Origin of the sequence: Sinorhizobium sp. BJ1, from assembly GCF_002531555.1 — a bacterium.
In the GTDB taxonomy this organism is placed as follows: domain Bacteria; phylum Pseudomonadota; class Alphaproteobacteria; order Rhizobiales; family Rhizobiaceae; genus Sinorhizobium; species Sinorhizobium fredii_B.
This window is the reverse complement of the sequence record NZ_NWTH01000004.1, coordinates 325,425-340,960: the sequence shown is the minus strand read 5'-3', so window position 1 is coordinate 340,960 and position 15,536 is coordinate 325,425. Positions and strand designations below refer to the sequence as shown.

13 protein-coding genes are annotated in these 15,536 nt (G+C 63.3%); 4 read left to right on the top strand and 9 right to left on the bottom strand.

The genetic code is table 11. The features are described 5' to 3' along the window. Nucleotide 1: 1 nt before the first annotated feature. From CO676_RS07735 to CO676_RS07725, 3 genes are all read right to left on the bottom strand, one after another. Entirely contained in the window at nt 2-1,021 is a 1,020-nt protein-coding gene (locus tag CO676_RS07735) for a metalloregulator ArsR/SmtB family transcription factor (RefSeq protein WP_014765188.1), read from the bottom strand. Between the two features lie 307 nt (nt 1,022-1,328). Beyond that, entirely contained in the window at nt 1,329-2,978 is a 1,650-nt protein-coding gene (gene ettA, locus CO676_RS07730; protein ID WP_014765189.1) for an energy-dependent translational throttle protein EttA, read from the bottom strand. Nucleotides 2,979-3,095: 117 nt separating this feature from the next. Next, a complete protein-coding gene (locus tag CO676_RS07725) occupies nt 3,096-3,869 on the bottom strand; it encodes a ribonuclease (protein ID WP_097520156.1) in 774 nt (257 codons plus the stop codon). Between the two features lie 255 nt (nt 3,870-4,124). Between CO676_RS07725 and CO676_RS07720 the strand changes: the two genes are divergently transcribed. Next, on the top strand, nt 4,125-5,078 hold the full coding sequence (locus tag CO676_RS07720; protein WP_097520154.1) for an alpha/beta hydrolase: 954 nt from the start codon (nt 4,125-4,127) through the stop codon (nt 5,076-5,078). Nucleotides 5,079-5,161: 83 nt separating this feature from the next. Continuing rightward, nucleotides 5,162-6,808 carry a thiamine pyrophosphate-binding protein gene (locus CO676_RS07715; RefSeq protein WP_097520152.1) on the top strand — a complete coding sequence of 549 codons (1,647 nt, stop codon included), beginning with the start codon at nt 5,162-5,164 and terminating at the stop codon, nt 6,806-6,808. An 87-nt stretch (nt 6,809-6,895) separates the two neighbouring features. Here the strand turns inward: CO676_RS07715 and CO676_RS07710 are convergent, their stop codons facing one another. From CO676_RS07710 to CO676_RS07700, 3 genes are all read right to left on the bottom strand, one after another. Beyond that, entirely contained in the window at nt 6,896-7,102 is a 207-nt protein-coding gene (locus CO676_RS07710) for a hypothetical protein (RefSeq protein ID WP_097520150.1), read from the bottom strand. Between the two features lie 360 nt (nt 7,103-7,462). Next, complete coding sequence (locus CO676_RS07705) at nt 7,463-7,801, bottom strand: TIGR01244 family sulfur transferase (protein WP_014765194.1); 339 nt, start codon at nt 7,799-7,801, stop codon at nt 7,463-7,465. A gap of 73 nt (nt 7,802-7,874) precedes the next feature. Continuing rightward, on the bottom strand, nt 7,875-8,717 hold the full coding sequence (locus tag CO676_RS07700) for a DUF4432 family protein (RefSeq protein WP_097520148.1): 843 nt from the start codon (nt 8,715-8,717) through the stop codon (nt 7,875-7,877). Between the two features lie 249 nt (nt 8,718-8,966). On the opposite strand from CO676_RS07700, the gene CO676_RS07695 reads away from it, so the two are divergent. Together CO676_RS07695 and CO676_RS07690 are read left to right on the top strand one after the other, a co-directional pair. Beyond that, the gene (locus CO676_RS07695) at nt 8,967-10,439 is read left to right on the top strand and encodes a L,D-transpeptidase (protein WP_097520146.1); all 1,473 of its coding nucleotides are present in this window, start codon (nt 8,967-8,969) and stop codon (nt 10,437-10,439) included. A gap of 175 nt (nt 10,440-10,614) precedes the next feature. Continuing rightward, complete coding sequence (locus CO676_RS07690; protein ID WP_097520144.1) at nt 10,615-11,904, top strand: FAD-binding oxidoreductase; 1,290 nt, start codon at nt 10,615-10,617, stop codon at nt 11,902-11,904. A gap of 69 nt (nt 11,905-11,973) precedes the next feature. On the opposite strand, the gene CO676_RS07685 is transcribed toward CO676_RS07690, so the two are convergent. From CO676_RS07685 to CO676_RS07675, 3 genes are all read right to left on the bottom strand, one after another. Next, nucleotides 11,974-12,690, bottom strand: coding sequence for a ParA family protein (locus CO676_RS07685; RefSeq protein WP_014765198.1), 717 nt, complete (start codon nt 12,688-12,690; stop codon nt 11,974-11,976). A 201-nt stretch (nt 12,691-12,891) separates the two neighbouring features. Then, nucleotides 12,892-14,037, bottom strand: coding sequence for an iron-containing alcohol dehydrogenase (locus CO676_RS07680; protein ID WP_097520143.1), 1,146 nt, complete (start codon nt 14,035-14,037; stop codon nt 12,892-12,894). Then, the gene (locus tag CO676_RS07675; RefSeq protein ID WP_097520142.1) at nt 14,034-15,419 is read right to left on the bottom strand and encodes an aldehyde dehydrogenase family protein; all 1,386 of its coding nucleotides are present in this window, start codon (nt 15,417-15,419) and stop codon (nt 14,034-14,036) included. The genes CO676_RS07680 and CO676_RS07675 overlap by 4 nt, the downstream gene beginning before the upstream one ends. Nucleotides 15,420-15,536: the final 117 nt, after the last annotated feature.

Sequence of the window (15,536 nt, the reverse complement as noted above, 5' to 3'; positions counted from 1 at the left end):
CTCAAACTCCCCCTGCATGCAGGCGCTGGCGCGGCAAATCGGCCACGTCGGCCACCCGCTGGTCGCGCGCCAGCCATATCGTAACCGTCAGTTTTCCCTCCTCCCCGCCTTCCGGGGCAAGGTCTGTCGTCTTCTCGAGCATCAGGCCCGCCTTCTCCAGCCAGTCGGTCATCGTCTGGCGCGCAAACCCCAGACGGGCGTGAGCATGCTCATTGCGCAGATATTCGAGACCGTGCGGAGCGAAATCGATGATGACGAGCCGCCCTCCCGGCATGAGCATGCGCGCCGCCTCGGCAATCGCCGCCTCCGGGTCCTCCAGGAAGTGCAGCACCTGATGGATCGTCACGAGATCGAAGGACTGGCCATCGAGCGGCAGGTTGAAAATGTCGCCGTGGCGGATCGAAGCCTTGGTGATGCCGGCCCTGTCGAGATTGGAACGCGCCACCGCCAGCATGTCGCGGCTGGCGTCGACGCCGATGCCGCGCCGGTAGAGCCCCTCGAAGAGCTGCAGGATGCGCCCTGTGCCGGTGCCAAGATCGAGCAGGCTGTCGACCGGCTCGTCGCCGACCATCGTCTTCAGGGCCGTCTCGACATCGCCTTCACTGACATGCAGGCGCCTGAGTTCGTCCCACTCGGCCGCATTGCGGCTGAAATAGGCCTGGGCCTTCTCGGCGCGCGCCTTCTTCAAGGTCGCAAGACGCGTCGAATCCCTGGCAAGGATCGCATCGTCCAGTGCCGCTGCGGCAAGAAGTTCACGAACGAGCGCAACGCGTCCACCCTCCTGCCGCAGACGGAAATAGGCCCAGGCGCCTTCCTGGTAGCGATCGATCAGGGCCACTTCGGCAAGCAGCTTCAGATGCCGGGAAATGCGTGGCTGCGACTGACCGAGAATTTCGGTAAGATCGGTAACGGTGAGGTCGCCGGCCGCAAGGAGCGCCAGAAGACGCATGCGCGTCGGCTCGCCCGCCGCCTTCAAGACGTCGACCAACGCATCCAAGCCAAGTGATCCAACGGTTGCCATTGCCGACCCTCATCAACACATAAAGATATGTTTATGTAATTTACGGGCGTCGCGCAAGCGAGATTTGCGCGGAAAGGCAAGGAGATGGCGTGGAAAGACATGGAAGCGGGCGGACCTTGCGATCCGCCCGCACAAATTTTCTGACGGATGCGGCCGCCTTCGAGATCATGGCGGCTGCCTGACATGAACCTCGGACCCACGCAGGTGCGTTGCCCCCTAACCCGTTCGGCGGCGTGCCCAGCCTGAGCCGTGAACACCGCCTCACGCGCACCCGCCGGTTCTAGCTCGGCGTCGCCGCGAAGGCTGGTTACCGGGTCAGGCGCTTGTAGGTTACCCGCTTCGGGTTGACCGAGTCCGGGCCGAGGCGGCGGATTTTATCCTTCTCGTAGTCCTCGAAGTTGCCTTCGAACCACTCGACATGGCTATCACCCTCGAAGGACAGGATGTGGGTCGCCAGGCGGTCGAGGAACATACGGTCGTGGCTGATGATGACCGCGCAGCCGGCGAAGTTTTCGAGCGCATCCTCGAGTGCCGCCAGCGTTTCGGTGTCGAGGTCGTTGGTCGGCTCGTCGAGCAGGATGACGTTGCCGCCGGCCTTCAGCATCTTGGCGAGATGCACCCGGTTGCGCTGACCGCCCGAGAGCGTGCCGACCTTCTGCTGCTGGTCACCGCCCTTGAAGTTGAAGGACGAGCAATAGGCCCGCGAATTCACCTCGTGCTTGCCGAGCTTGATGATGTCGTTGCCGCCGGAGATTTCCTCCCATACCGTCTTGTTGCCGTCGAGGGCATCGCGGCTCTGGTCGACATAGCCGAGCTGCACGCTCTCGCCGATGCGGAACGCGCCCTCTTCGGGCTGCTCTTGGCCGGTGATCATCCGGAAGAGCGTCGTCTTGCCGGCGCCGTTCGGGCCGATGACGCCGACGATACCGCCCGGTGGCAGCTTGAAGCTCAGCCCTTCGATCAGCAGCTGGTCGTCATACCCCTTGGAAATATTCTCCGCTTCGATGACCACCTGGCCGAGCCGTTCGCCGACCGGAATAATGATCTGGGCGTCGCCCGGACGCCGGTCGGCCGCTGCCTTGACCAGCTCGTCATAGGCGCGGATACGCGCCTTGGACTTGGCCTGCCGGGCCTTGGGGCTTGAGGCGATCCACTCCTGCTCGCGGCTGATGGCCTTCTGGCGGGTCGCCTCTTCACGGCCTTCCTGAGTCATGCGCTTGGATTTTGCCTGCAGATAGGCGGAATAGTTGCCCTCATAAGGAATGCCGCGGCCGCGATCGAGCTCGAGAATCCAACCGGTGACGTTATCGAGGAAGTAGCGATCGTGCGTGATCATCAGCACGGCGCCCGGATATTCGCGCAGGTGCTTTTCGAGCCAGGCGATCGTCTCGGCGTCGAGATGGTTCGTCGGTTCGTCGAGCAGCAACAGGTCCGGCTGCGCCAGCAGCAGCTTGCAGAGCGCGACGCGGCGCTTCTCACCGCCCGACAGGTTGGTGACCTCGGCGTCGCCCGGCGGGCAACGCAGCGCGTCCATTGCCATCTCAACCTGGCTGTCGAGGTCCCAGAGGTTCTGGCTGTCGATGATGTCCTGGAGCTTCGCGCCCTCTTCCGCCGTCTCGTCGGAATAGTTCATCATCAGTTCGTTGTAGCGGTCGATGATCGCCTTCTTCGCAGCCACCCCTTCCATGACGTTCTCTAGCACGTTCTTCTGCGCATCGAGTTGAGGCTCCTGCGGCAGATAGCCGACCGTCGCGCCCTCGGCGACCCAGGCCTCGCCGGTATATTCGTGGTCGAGCCCGGCCATGATCCTGAGAACGGTCGACTTACCGGCGCCGTTGGGGCCGAGAATGCCGATCTTGGCGTCCGGGTAGAACGACAGATGGATGTTCTCCAGGACCTTCTTGTTGCCATAGGCCTTGTTGAGCCCGGCCATGTGATAGATGAACTGACGTGCCATAAAGGGATGCTCCGCATCGGAAGGAAAATTTGCCCGCTATGTAGGCGAATTATGGTGGCGGGGCAATCGCCAAAGGCCTGCCCCGCGCCGTTCCTTCGTTGCGATGAGGCCTTCCGCTCAGCCTCGTCCGGCTGCGTCGGCGATCCCCTTGGCGCATTTGAACTCGGTCGGCCCGGCCGCTTTCATCAGGCTTCCAAGGTCCGCCCTGTCAGAGAGATCACCGGAAAGTCCGATGGTCAGTCCGGTGATCACGCTGCGGCCGTCGACGGTCTGGCAGCGCATGCGTACCCGGTCGCCAGCCCCCGCCCCGAAACTCTGGTCGAAGGCCGCTTTGATCTGCAGCTCGCCGATCTCCGAACCGATCTTGTCGGCAAAGAGGGCTCTCACTGCCGATCCGTTCAGCTGGTCGAGAAGACGCAACTGCAGCGAGAAATATGCTTCCGCATTCTCGGTCTGGCAGGTGCCGCTGCGCAGCCATTGGTGCCGGTCGAGGCCGGACTTTACTCCCGGCATGGCGACGAGCAGACGCGCTGCGGTCTCGTCCGCCATGGCGAGCTTCGGCAGGTCGAGCCAATCGCCCTTGCGGTCTTGCGCCTTCAGCTCCGCCTCCACGCCGCAATAGCTCTTCTTCAAAGGCCAAAGGCCGTGAAGCGAAAAATGCGTGGCATCGAACCGCTCGGACGTCTGGTCGACGCATTCCTTGCGCGTCGGCCGCGTCTCGCAAAAGCCCGGCTGCCAGCTGACCGCCAGCACATATTGCGTCGTCCCGATTGCCGGCGCCGTCTTCGCCTCTTCACCCGGCGCCTCCTCCGCTGCGGCGAGGGACGACAGCCCCAAACCCAGAGCAAGCACTGCAACTCTCACCACCTGTATCATAGCCCGCACTGCCATATTGGCCTCCAGCAAAACAAAACAAGAACAAAATATCAACAAAAGCGGGAAACTTGCAACCCCCAATATATCTCTCCGAATTCGTTCTGATCTCATGCAAGAAGCAACAAGCAGCGATTGCCTTTGCCAGCCAAATCGATTTGATATCTCGCGGAGTGTTCGGCGCACTGGAGTCTCCCGCCCTGTCAATGAGCAAGGGCTGCCTCAACTTGGCGAGCGCATTCAGGCCTGGCGATTTGTATGGGAGTGAGGCACATGTTCGGGCAACTAAGGACGCTTCAGAGCCCGACAGGCGCGACGCTCGGCTGGCGCCACTGGCCGGCTTGCGATGCAGCGGAGGGCATCCTGCTGATCAGCCACGGGCTGGCCGAACATTCCGGCCGCTACGCCCGCTTTGCCGAAACCATGGCCAGGCATGGATTCCATGTCTATGCATACGACCATCGCGGCCACGGCGAGAGCCGCGCGCCGGATGCGCAGCTTGGTCTATTCTCCCAGCGCGGCGGCTTCGAAAAGGTGATCGCTGATCTGCGCCACATGCGCGAGATGGCCGTTACCAATCATCCCGGCCTGCCGATAGTACTTTTCGGCCATTCGATGGGCGGACTGATCGCCCTCAACGCCGCCGAGAGCGACCCAGAACTCTATGACGCTCTGGCCGTCTGGAATTCCAACTTCCGCCCTGGTCTCGCCGGCCGAGGCGCCCTGGCGATCCTTGCGATCGAGCGGATGCTGAAGGGCTCGGACGTTCCAAGCCCGCTGCTGTCGAAGCTCACCTTCGGTGCGTGGAGCAAGGCCATTGCCGACCGGAAGACGGATTTCGACTGGCTGTCGCGCGACCAGGATGAAGTTTCCAAATATGTCGCCGATCCGCTTTGCGGCTTTGATGCCAGCGTGTCGCTCTGGATCGACGTTTTCGAACTTGCCTTTGCCGGCGCGCGGTCCGACCGGCTTGCCCGTTTGCCCGCGAAGCTGCCGGTCCATCTGGTCGGTGGTAGCGCCGATCCTTCAACCATGAACGGCGACGCCATCGGCTGGCTCGGCCGACGCATGAAGGCGCGCGGCATGACAGATGTGACGGTCACGATCTACCAGGGGATGCGCCACGAGACGCTCAACGAAATCGGCCGCGAGACCGCGACGGAAGACTTCGTCCGCTGGTGCCTGGAAGCCGTCGGCGCGGAAAGCCGCGCAATCGAACGAATGTGACATAGATCGTCCGGTCCGACGTTGATGGTGGCGCGCCGGCGATCTGAACTCGGAATGAAAGAAACGCATTGGGAGGTGCTGACATGAAAACGGGTGGGCAACTGGTGGTCGAGGCGCTGGTCGCAAACGGTGTGAGACGCATCTCCTGCGTGCCGGGCGAAAGCTATCTGGCCGTGTTGGATGCGCTCTACGACACCGACATCGACGTCGTCGTCTGCCGCCAGGAAGGCGGTGCGGCGATGATGGCGGACACATGGGGCCGGCTGACCGGCGAACCGGGCATCTGCATGGTCACGCGCGGCCCCGGCGCGACCAATGCCTCGGCCGGGCTCCATGTCGCCCGCCAAGATTCGATCCCGATGATCCTCTTCATCGGCCAGGTGCAGCGCGACGCCCGCGAACGCGAGGCCTTCCAGGAGATCGAGTATCGCCGCGCCCTGACGGAGGTCGCAAAATGGGTGGGCGAGATCGACGACCCGGCGCGCATACCGGAATTCGTGACGCGCGCCTTTGCCGTCGCGACCTCCGGCCGGCCCGGGCCGGTGGTGTTGACGCTGCCCGAAGACATGCTGACCGAGAGCGCCGAAGCCCCTGCCGCACGCGCCTACCAGCCGGTCGAGAGCCATCCGGGATCCAGCCAGATCGCCCGGTTTTCCGCGCTCCTCGCGGACGCGAAGCGGCCGATCGCTATTCTCGGCGGCACCCGCTGGTCGGCCGAAAGCGTTGCCGATTTCCAGCAGTTCGCCGAACGCTGGCATCTACCCGTCGGCTGCTCCTTCCGCCGTCAGATGCTCTTCGATCACCTCAACCCGATGTATGCGGGCGACGTCGGAATCGGCGTCAATCCGGCCTTGGCGAAGGAAATCAAGGAGGCCGACCTCATCCTGCTTCTGGGCGGCCGCCTCTCGGAAATGCCCTCCTCCTCCTACACCCTCGTCGACGTGCCCTATCCGAAGCAGACGCTGGTGCATGTTCATCCCGATCCGTCGGAACTCGGCCGCGTCTATCGGCCGGATCTCGCCATCGCCGCGAGTCCCCGCGATTTCGTCGCCGCCCTCGCCGAGGTCGAACCCGCCGGCACGCCGGCCTGGGCGCAACGCACGGCCGCCATGCACGAGACCTATCTCAAATGGTCGACACCACCGGAAACGGGACCGGGCGACGTGCAGATGGGCCCGATCATGAACTGGATCGAGGCGAATACGGCGCCGGACACGATCTTCACCAACGGCGCCGGCAACTACGCCACCTGGCTGCATCGCTTCCACCGCTTCCGCCGCTACGGCACTCAGGCCGCGCCGGCCTCCGGCTCGATGGGCTACGGCCTGCCGGCGGCGGTGGCAGCAAAACACATCCATCGCGACCGCGAGGTCATCTGCTTTGCGGGTGACGGCTGCTTCCTGATGCATGGCCAGGAATTCGCCACAGCGATCCGCTACGGCCTGCCGATCATCGTGCTTGTCATCAACAACGGGATCTATGGCACGATCCGCATGCATCAGGAGCGGGATTATCCCGGCCGTGTCAGCGCCACGGACCTGACGAATCCGGATTTTGCCGCACTTGCCCGCGCCTATGGCGGCCATGGCGAGACAGTCGAGCGCACCGAAGAATTCGCCGATGCCTTCCTCAGGGCGCGCGCCAGCGGCAAACCGACGATCATCGAGATCAAGCTCGACCCGGAGGCGATCACGCCGACGCGCACGCTGAGCGAAATTCGCAATGGCTGAGGGGGGAGCAAACGGTCAAAGCCGGAACTCCGCAGAGCGTCTCGGCGCGGATGCGCCGTGGCTCGCCGAAGGCAAGCTCGTCGCTCCTTAGATTGTCCGGATCATCTCCCACATCTGGCCCGGCTCTCTGATGCCGCTCTGATAGAGCTTGACAATCCTCCTGGCGAGTTGGTCGGCCTCCTCGCTGCCGATCGATAGGTTGCGTTCCTCCAGCGCCCTGGTGAGAACGCCTTCAAGGATCGCGACGTGGCCGGGAAGGATGGGGTAGTCTCGAAAACTGTTGAAGGGATCCATGGCCGATCTCCTCTCTACTGCATGTTTCCTTACGTCGAGGCCGATCTAAGGTCAGCAGTTCAACGCGCTGCAGGTCTGCCCCTTGAGACGCTCTACGCGCTCTCGAAGGGACTGCGAGCACCAAACAACCATACGACGGGGGCAACAACGGCGTCAGAAACGCGAAAGCGCGCTTGTTTGGGCCAAGCGCGCTCCAAGCGATCGATCATTTTGAGGGTTGCCGGCACCCTCGATCGAACAAATGAATTATAGCACCAATGCCGACGGCCAACAACAAAATGCGGCGGTTCGGGCTGCACGGGCTCCGCTATTCCTTTGCGGCATAACGCGGAGCGATCGATCGGCGGCGGACACGCCGTCTCAGCTGCGAATGTGCTGCGTCTGCTGGTAGACAGCCGTCGAGCGAGCGCCGGAACGGCAATAGCCGAGCATCGGGCGCTGAAATTCGTCAAGCGCGTCGACCATGCGGGTCACCGCGTCGGCCGTCACGCCCATCGGACCGACCGGGATATGAGCAATGTCCAAGCCGAGCTCCTGGGCGCGCGCGGCGATCGCGTCGAAGGTCGGCTGGTCGGGAGCCTCGAAATCCGGACGGTGGCAGACGATGGACTTGAAGCCGAGCGCCTTGATCTGATCGAGGTCTTCGACCGCGATCTGGCCGGAGACCGAGTATTCATCGTTGATCTGGCGAATGTCCATGACGTCGTTTCCTCACGAGTATTCTCGCCTTTGTGTAGGCTCCGCGCCCGGCGGCGTCAATCGCCAAGCACGTTCAGCCCACCCGGAAGGAGAGCGCATAATCGCGCGACTGACCGGGCGCGATCAGATCGAGTTCGCCGCCTGCCGAGAGATCGACACGCTTGGCAATACGGTGCGATGCCGGCTCGATGCTGATGACATTCGCCCTGCCGCGTTGGCAGCGCCACATCTGCAGGAAAGGCAGCGTGGTGGTCAGGAACCGCACATGGAGGCCGCGTCCTTGAAGCCCTGGCAGCGCAGACAGCGAAACCTCCGCCCATCGGTCGTCGCCGGCTACCGCAGTTCGACAGAAATGTGCGCTCTCCCCTTCGTCGAACCACCAGCCCAGGGAGCCGCCCTCCACCGAGGCGCTTGCGATCCGGGTCTCATCTCCAAGCAACCGGCCGGCGATGTTCATATGGTACATCATCATCGGCGCGAAGGCGGAAGCGCCTATATTGACGACGCGGTCCTCGAGCATCACGCCCTGCCCATTCCCATCGACTTGCCAAACCCGCTCGATCGCCGCCCTGCCGCCGCAGGCGAGGTCGACTTCCGTGACCGCCGAGCAGCGCAACCCATCGGGAGACATTTCCGTTCGACTGACCGGCGTGCCGGCGAGCGACCCATGCAAGGGATAGCGCACACGGTCGCCACGCCCCTCGATCGGCTCCGGATGGCGTATGTGATCGGGACCGCAGGTGAAAAGAAAGCCTGAAAGTGCACGTTCGATCCGCGGGTCGCCGTCGGAGGGGATCGCGTCGCCCGGCGACAGGTCGATGCCGGCGGTGACGAAGGCAGCGATGTCGAGCGCCGAGGAGCGGTCAAACAGAAGATGGCCGTCGACGCCGCTATCGGCGCTGAAGTTGGTGTGCATTCTCGTCTCCGACCCCGCCCCCAGAATCAGGATGGCGAGGGCATGATAGCGCCGCGCCCTCCCCTTGTGCGCCGATCCGTCAAATTGAACCATCCGAGAGGAAAAACGTTATGAATTCAAGGCGGTCGAACAGCAAGCGGCGTCTTTCGGAAGCAGCGGCTGTTGCAACGGCGGGAAGGCTCGCTTAACAAGAATTTAAGGGATCGTTCATGATGAATTCATTTTTTTCACATTAACGTCGGAATCGGTATGTACCGCCGCAAAGCAACCACCATGAAAACAGGTTCTCTCGTGTCAGCGACCCGCACCGGCCTTTCGCTTTTTGCCGCACTCGGCCTTCTGGCCGTGGAGCTCGTGCCCGCCCGCGCCCAGGACGGCTACGGAGGCTATGGGGGAGACGGCGATGTGATGCTGGTCACGCCCGAGGGCGACATTCTCGACTATATGCCCGGACCGGACGAAGTTCGCGCGGTGCGCGATCGCCGCGGCCGCACGGTGCTCGTGGACCCTTGGGGCAATATCGTCGCCACGGTCGTGCCGAATGACGGCTACGGCGTGCGGCGCCGCGAATACGGGGACGACGGCTATTCCAATCGCCGCGACCGCGGCTACGGCTATTCCGAGCCGGGCGAGTTCACCGGCACCGTGCCGGATTATCGCGACGCTACGCCTGCCCCGGTGGAGCGCGAAGAGCTTCCGAACAGCCTCCCCTCCCTCTCCGAGGGCGAGCAGGCAGCCTATGATCCGCAATACCAGGATCCGCTGAGCCAGCCGATGCCGCCGGCGATCGAGATGAAGGGCAAGTCGCGTGCCGAAATTACCGCCCTTCAGGTTTTCCTCGACCGCGAAGGCTTCTCGCCGGGCGTGATCGACGGCAAGATGGGCTCGAACGTCACCAAGGCGCTTGAGGCTTGGCAGCAGGCGACCGGCGAGAAACTCGACCCCAACAATACCGAGGACATTCTCGAACGGCTGCGCTTCAACGGCGGCCTACCGATCACGACCTACACGATCACACCTGCCGATGCGGCCGGCCCCTACGTTGCCTCGATCCCTGAAGACTATGCCCACAAGGCTCAGCTTCCGCATCTTTCATTCACGTCCACCGCCGAGATGCTCGGCGAGAAATTCCACATGGACGAGGGTTATCTGCGCGAACTCAATCCGGGCGTCGATTTCTCCATTCCGGGCACCACGATCAAGGTCATAAACCCCGGCTCGAACAAAGCGGGCAAGGTAACGCGGATCATCGCCGACAAGGGCCGCAAGCAGGTGCTTGCCTATGACGAGGCGGGCAAGCTTGTTGCCGCCTACCCAGCGACCATCGGTTCGGCCGATACGCCCTCGCCGTCCGGCACGGTTTCGGTCGAGCGGATCGCCTTCAATCCGGGTTACACCTACAATCCGAAGATCAATTTCCAGCAGGGCGCGAACGACAGGATCCTGCAATTGCAGCCGGGGCCGAACGGGCCGGTGGGCACCGTCTGGATCGCGCTGTCGCGGCCGACCTATGGCATTCACGGGACGCCGGATCCGTCGAAGATCGGCAAGACCCAGAGCCACGGCTGCATCCGGCTCACCAATTGGGACGCGACCGAGCTTGGCAAGATGGTGAGCACCGGTGTCACCGTCGAGTTCGTCGACGAGCCTGGGGCGCCGATTTCGGCGGATATGTCGGACCCTTATCAATCGGACCCCTATCAATCGGAACCCTATCAATAAGTCGCCTACAGCCTGAGTTAGACGAAGCCGCGGGAGAGCGCTTGCCCGACTTCTTGCGCTGCGCCCGCCATTGTCGGCCCTTCATGACCTCATGATACATTGTCATGAAAAACTTTGCTTCGATGGTTCTATCAAAGGCAAGGAACCCTCAATCACCGCAAAGGAAGGTCCGCGAATGGCGACGGAGCGCCCTCTTCCCAATCTCTGGCACGCAACGGCTCTAGCCGCTCCCGAAACCGGTCCGCTCGACGGTGACCTGACGAGCGATGTGGCGATCATCGGCGGCGGCTTCACCGGCCTTTCGGCCGCCCTGCATCTGGCAGAAATGGGCGCAAATGCCGTGGTAATCGAGGCGCGCATGATCGGCTTCGGCGGCTCGGGCCGCAATGTCGGCTTGGTCAATGCCGGCATGTGGGTGAAACCCGATGATCTCATTGCCACGCTCGGCGCGCAGGCCGGGGGTCGCTTGCTCAACGAGCTCGGCGATGGCCCCTCGCTCGTCTATGACCTTGTCGCCCGGCATGGCATCCAGTGCGAAGCGGTGCGCAATGGGACGCTGCATATGGCCGTTGGAGCCGATGGCGTGAAGGACATCCAGGAGCGCGAGGCGCAATGGAAAAAGCGCGGCGCGCCCGTGGAGGTCCTTTCGGCCGAGAAGGCACAGGCACTTTCCGGTGCTGAAGGCTTTGCCGGCGCACTGCTCGACCGGCGGGCCGGCACGATCCAGCCGCTCGCCTATGCGCGTGGCCTGGCACGCGCGGCACTGGCCGCAGGGGCCCAGATCTTCACGGAGACGCCACTCGTTGCCGCCGAGCGTCGCGGCGACGCCTGGAAGCTGACGGCCGGCCGAGGCACGCTTACGGCCCGGCATGTCATCGTCGCCACCGAGGCCTATGGAGCGCTCATCGACGGTGCACCGTGGAGGACGCAGACGCAGGAACTCACGGTCCTTCCCTATTTTCAGTTCGCGACCAATCCGCTGCCGGACCATGTCGCCGGCCGAATTCTCCCCGAGCGCCAAGGCGCCTGGGACACGGGCCTCGTCATGACCTCATTCCGCATGGACCAGCAGAACCGGCTGATCTTCGGGTCGATCGGCCGCCTCGACGCGATGGCCGCCGGCACGCACCGCGCCTTTGCCGCACGCTCGGTCCGCAAGCTTTTTCCCTTTATCGGCGATTTTCGCTTCGAATATTGGTGGGACGGCCGAATCGGCATGACCACCAACAATCTGCCGGTCATGCATGTGCTCGCGCCGAACGTAGTTTCCATCAGCGGCTACAACGGCCGCGGCATCGCCCCCGGCACCGTCTTCGGCCGCGCCCTCGCCCGCCATGTCACGGGCGACAGCTCGGCGATCCCGCTCGCCGAGACCCCGATCACGCCGGACCCTTGGCGCAACCTGAAATCCGCCTTCTATCACGCCGGCGCCCAGGCCAAGCATCTCATCGACCGGCGCTTCTAGATCTAGAAGAATTTCGACCGGAATGACGAAGGTCAGTTCCGGTCGGCCTTGGGAGGCATTCAGTGTAATTCAAGCGGCGCGCGGCAAGGCCCAGCGCAGGCGTGACATCACGACATGCCGTGCCGACACCGGGAGCAGCGCTTGCACCTCGCCGGCTAGAGCGAAGGCGTTCTCGCGGGCCTTGTCGAGGTTGCTGACACGGCCTGCGTCCATCGTCTGCAAGGTGCCGCCGCATTCGAAGATTTCACGATAGGCGGCGCGTTCGATGATCGGCGTATCGAGGACCGAAACGCCGCGCGAAGCAAGCAAAGCCTTGATCGCCTGCAGCGCTCGCGTCGTCACCAGTGAGTTGACGCGCGTCAGGACCACCGAGTGATTGATGCGCACTCTTGCCTTCTGTTCGATCTGGCGAATGAGTTCCAGGATCTGGACCGCGCCGCGCGCGTCCATGGCACAGCCCTGAACCGGGATCAGCACCTGGTCGGAAAGCCCGAGCGCCAGCGCAACGATCGCGTCCTTTGCGCCGGCAAGGTCGATCACGATGTAGTCGGCCTCGCCCTTGAGCTCGCGGATATGACAGGGAAGCGACGCGGGCGTGATATGCGAGATCACCTCTAGATTGGCGATTTGGCCGGAAATCTCCGACCAGCTGGTGATCCACTTCTGCGGATCGGCATCCAGGATCACCACACGGTTGCCCTGACGGGCTAGTTCCGTCGCCAGGATCAGGGCAGCCGTCGTCTTGCCGGCGCCGCCCTTTGCGTTGGCCAAAGTAATGACCGCCATCTTACCACCTCGTTCTCTCAGTGCCCTGTCGCCTCGGCGTCGGGGCAGGTTCGATTAAGAGAACCTTTCAGAACATGGTTAACAAAATGGAAATTTTGGTCGGCAAAGATTAACCGGTCAGCCCGGCGAGTGACCGCGTCCGCACAAAAAAGCCCGGGAAATCAACGTCTCCCGGGCTTTCGAAAAAATTAATGCGATGGCTCAGATGCACTCCGCAAAGAGCGTCTTCGCCGCGTCCAGCGTCAGTTCAACCGGATTGCCGCCGGCCGTCGGATCAACGATCGCCATCTCGGCCATCTCGTCGACGCGCTCGGTGCCGACGCCGAGTGCCGCGAGCTTTTCGGGGACGCCGAGTTCCTCGCGCAGTTGCAGCACATAGTCGTAAAAGCCGTCGAACCCGCCGGCAATGCCGAGATAGGCCGCCGCACGGGCGATCTTCTCCTCGATCGCAGGGCGGTTGAAACGCAACACCGGCGGCATCACGACGGCATTGGTCATGCCGTGGTGGGTATTGTAGATCGCCCCGACCGGATGCGAGAGCGAATGGATCGCGCCGAGGCCCTTCTGGAAGGCGACGGCGCCCATCGCTGCCGCACTCATCATATTGGCGCGCGCCTCGATGTCCGTGCCGTCCCTGTAGGCGCGCGGCAGGTATTCCTTGACGAGCCGCATGCCCTCGAGCGCGATGCCGGCCGACATCGGATGATAGAAGGGCGAGGAATAGGCCTCGAGGCAATGGGCAAAGGCATCCATGCCGGTGCCTGCGGTGATGACCTTCGGCATGCCGACCGTCAGCTCCGGGTCGCAGATCGTCACCGCCGGCAGGAATTTCGGGTGGAAGATCACCTTCTTCACGTGGCTCGCCGAATTGGTGATGACGCTGGCCCGTCCCACCTCGGAGCCGGTGCCGGCGGTCGTCGGCACGGCGACGATCGGCGCGATGCCCGCGACGCTGGCGCGCGTCCACCAGTCGCCGATGTCTTCGAAATCCCAGACGGGCCGCGTCTGGCCGGCCATGAAGGCGACGCATTTGCCGAGGTCGAGACCCGAGCCGCCGCCGAAGGCAACGACACCGTCATGACCACCATCCTTGAACGCCTTGATCCCGGCCTCGAGGTTGACGTCGTTCGGGTTCGGATCGACGTCAGCGAAGATGGCGCGCCCGACGCCGCCTGCTTCCAGGATATCCAGCGCATTCTGCGTGATCGCCATCGGCGCAAGCCCGCGGTCGGTGATCAGCAAGGGCTTCTGCATGCCGGCGGCCCTGCAGTGGTCGGCAAGCTCCTTGATGCGGCCGGCGCCGAACTTGATGGCGGTCGGGTAGCTCCAGTTGGCGGTGATCGTCATGCTGTGACTTTCTTCAGATGGTAGGATTTCGGACGGGTGAGATTGTGGAAGCCGAGGAGCGAGAGCGAGCCGCCGCGGCCCGTCTCCTTCACCCCGGTCCAGCAAAGCGCCGGGTCGAGATAGTCGGCGCGATTCATGAAGACCGTGCCGGTTTCGAGTTCGCGGCCGATCCGGGCGGCGCGCTCGGCATCCTTTGTCCAGAGCGAGACGGTGAGGCCGTATTGACTGTCATTCATCAGTTCAATCGCCTCGGCATCGCTTTTCACCTTCATGATGCCGACAGCGGGACCGAAGGTTTCCTCGCGCATGAATTCCATCGAGTGATCGACATCTACGAGAACCTGCGGCGCGAGATAGGCACCGCCATCATCCTGCGGGAAGAGTTTCGGATCGATCAGCGCCTTGGCGCCCTTCGAAACCGCGTCGGCGATCTGGTTGCGCACGGTCGCGGCGAAACGCTTGTTCGCCATCGGGCCGAGAGTCGTTTCCGGGTCGAGCGGGTTGCCGAGCTTGTAATTGGAAACCCAGGCGACGGATTTCTCGACGAAGGCGTCGTAGAGCGACTCATGCACGTAGATGCGCTCGATGCCGCAGCAGCACTGGCCGGAATTGTAGGTGGCGCCGTCCATCAGCGTGTCGACGGCGGCATCAAGATCGGCGTCCGCCATCACGTAGCCGGGATCCTTGCCGCCAAGCTCGAGGCCGAGGCCGGTAAAGGTGCCGGCCGCCGCGCGCTCGATCGAGCGCCCGCCTTCGACCGAGCCGGTGAAATTGATGAAGTCGAAGCTCCTCGCGGCAATCAGCGCCGCCGTCGTATCGTGGTCCAGGAAAAGGTTCTGGAAGACGTCCGCCGGCACGCCCGCCTCGACGAAGGCTCGCACCATGCGCTCGCCGACGAGGATCGTCTGGCTGGCATGCTTGAGGATCACCGTGTTGCCGGCCATCAGCGCCGGCGCGACCGTGTTGATCGCCGTCATATAGGGATAGTTCCAGGGCGCGATGACGAAGACGACGCCATGCGGCTCGCGCTCGATGCGCCGCTCGAAGCGGTCGCTCTCCTCGACGACAAGCGGCTTCAGCGCGTCGGCCGCGATCGAGGCCACATAGTTCGAGCGCTCGTTGAAGCCCTTGAACTCGCCGCCATAACGCACCGGCCGGCCCATCTGCCAGGCAAGTTCCGGCACCACCTCGTCGACCATCTCATTGAGCCGCGCGACGCCGGCGAGCACCAGTTTGACGCGCTCGTCGAGCGGCCGCTTTGCCCAGCTTTTCTGTGCATGCCGCGCCTGCGCCACCGCCTGCTTGGCAAGCTCCAGAGGCATGGCCGCGCGTTCGGCATAGACCTCGCCATTGACTGGCGAAATGCATCTGATCATCGTCATGATCGTTTTCCTGTTTCTGCTTTCAATTAAACCTTCACCTTCCCCTCCCCAACCCCTCCCCACAAGGGGGAGGGACTTACGGGCGGCATCGCCTCGCCGAACGCAACGTTTCCACAG

What these genes read in the sequence shown, in the direction of transcription:
- CO676_RS07715 (WP_097520152.1), top strand. Translation starts at nt 5,162, where the DNA reads ATGAAAACGGGTGGGCAACTGGTGGTCGAGGCGCTGGTCGCAAACGGT.
- ettA (WP_014765189.1), bottom strand. Translation starts at nt 2,978, where the DNA reads ATGGCACGTCAGTTCATCTATCACATGGCCGGGCTCAACAAGGCCTAT.
- CO676_RS07685 (WP_014765198.1), bottom strand. Translation starts at nt 12,690, where the DNA reads ATGGCGGTCATTACTTTGGCCAACGCAAAGGGCGGCGCCGGCAAGACG.
- CO676_RS07735 (WP_014765188.1), bottom strand. Translation starts at nt 1,021, where the DNA reads ATGGCAACCGTTGGATCACTTGGCTTGGATGCGTTGGTCGACGTCTTG.
- CO676_RS07695 (WP_097520146.1), top strand. Translation starts at nt 8,967, where the DNA reads ATGTACCGCCGCAAAGCAACCACCATGAAAACAGGTTCTCTCGTGTCA.
- CO676_RS07680 (WP_097520143.1), bottom strand. Translation starts at nt 14,037, where the DNA reads ATGACGATCACCGCCAACTGGAGCTACCCGACCGCCATCAAGTTCGGC.
- CO676_RS07705 (WP_014765194.1), bottom strand. Translation starts at nt 7,801, where the DNA reads ATGGACATTCGCCAGATCAACGATGAATACTCGGTCTCCGGCCAGATC.
- CO676_RS07725 (WP_097520156.1), bottom strand. Translation starts at nt 3,869, where the DNA reads ATGGCAGTGCGGGCTATGATACAGGTGGTGAGAGTTGCAGTGCTTGCT.
- CO676_RS07690 (WP_097520144.1), top strand. Translation starts at nt 10,615, where the DNA reads ATGGCGACGGAGCGCCCTCTTCCCAATCTCTGGCACGCAACGGCTCTA.
- CO676_RS07710 (WP_097520150.1), bottom strand. Translation starts at nt 7,102, where the DNA reads ATGGATCCCTTCAACAGTTTTCGAGACTACCCCATCCTTCCCGGCCAC.
- CO676_RS07700 (WP_097520148.1), bottom strand. Translation starts at nt 8,717, where the DNA reads ATGCACACCAACTTCAGCGCCGATAGCGGCGTCGACGGCCATCTTCTG.
- CO676_RS07675 (WP_097520142.1), bottom strand. Translation starts at nt 15,419, where the DNA reads ATGACGATGATCAGATGCATTTCGCCAGTCAATGGCGAGGTCTATGCC.
- CO676_RS07720 (WP_097520154.1), top strand. Translation starts at nt 4,125, where the DNA reads ATGTTCGGGCAACTAAGGACGCTTCAGAGCCCGACAGGCGCGACGCTC.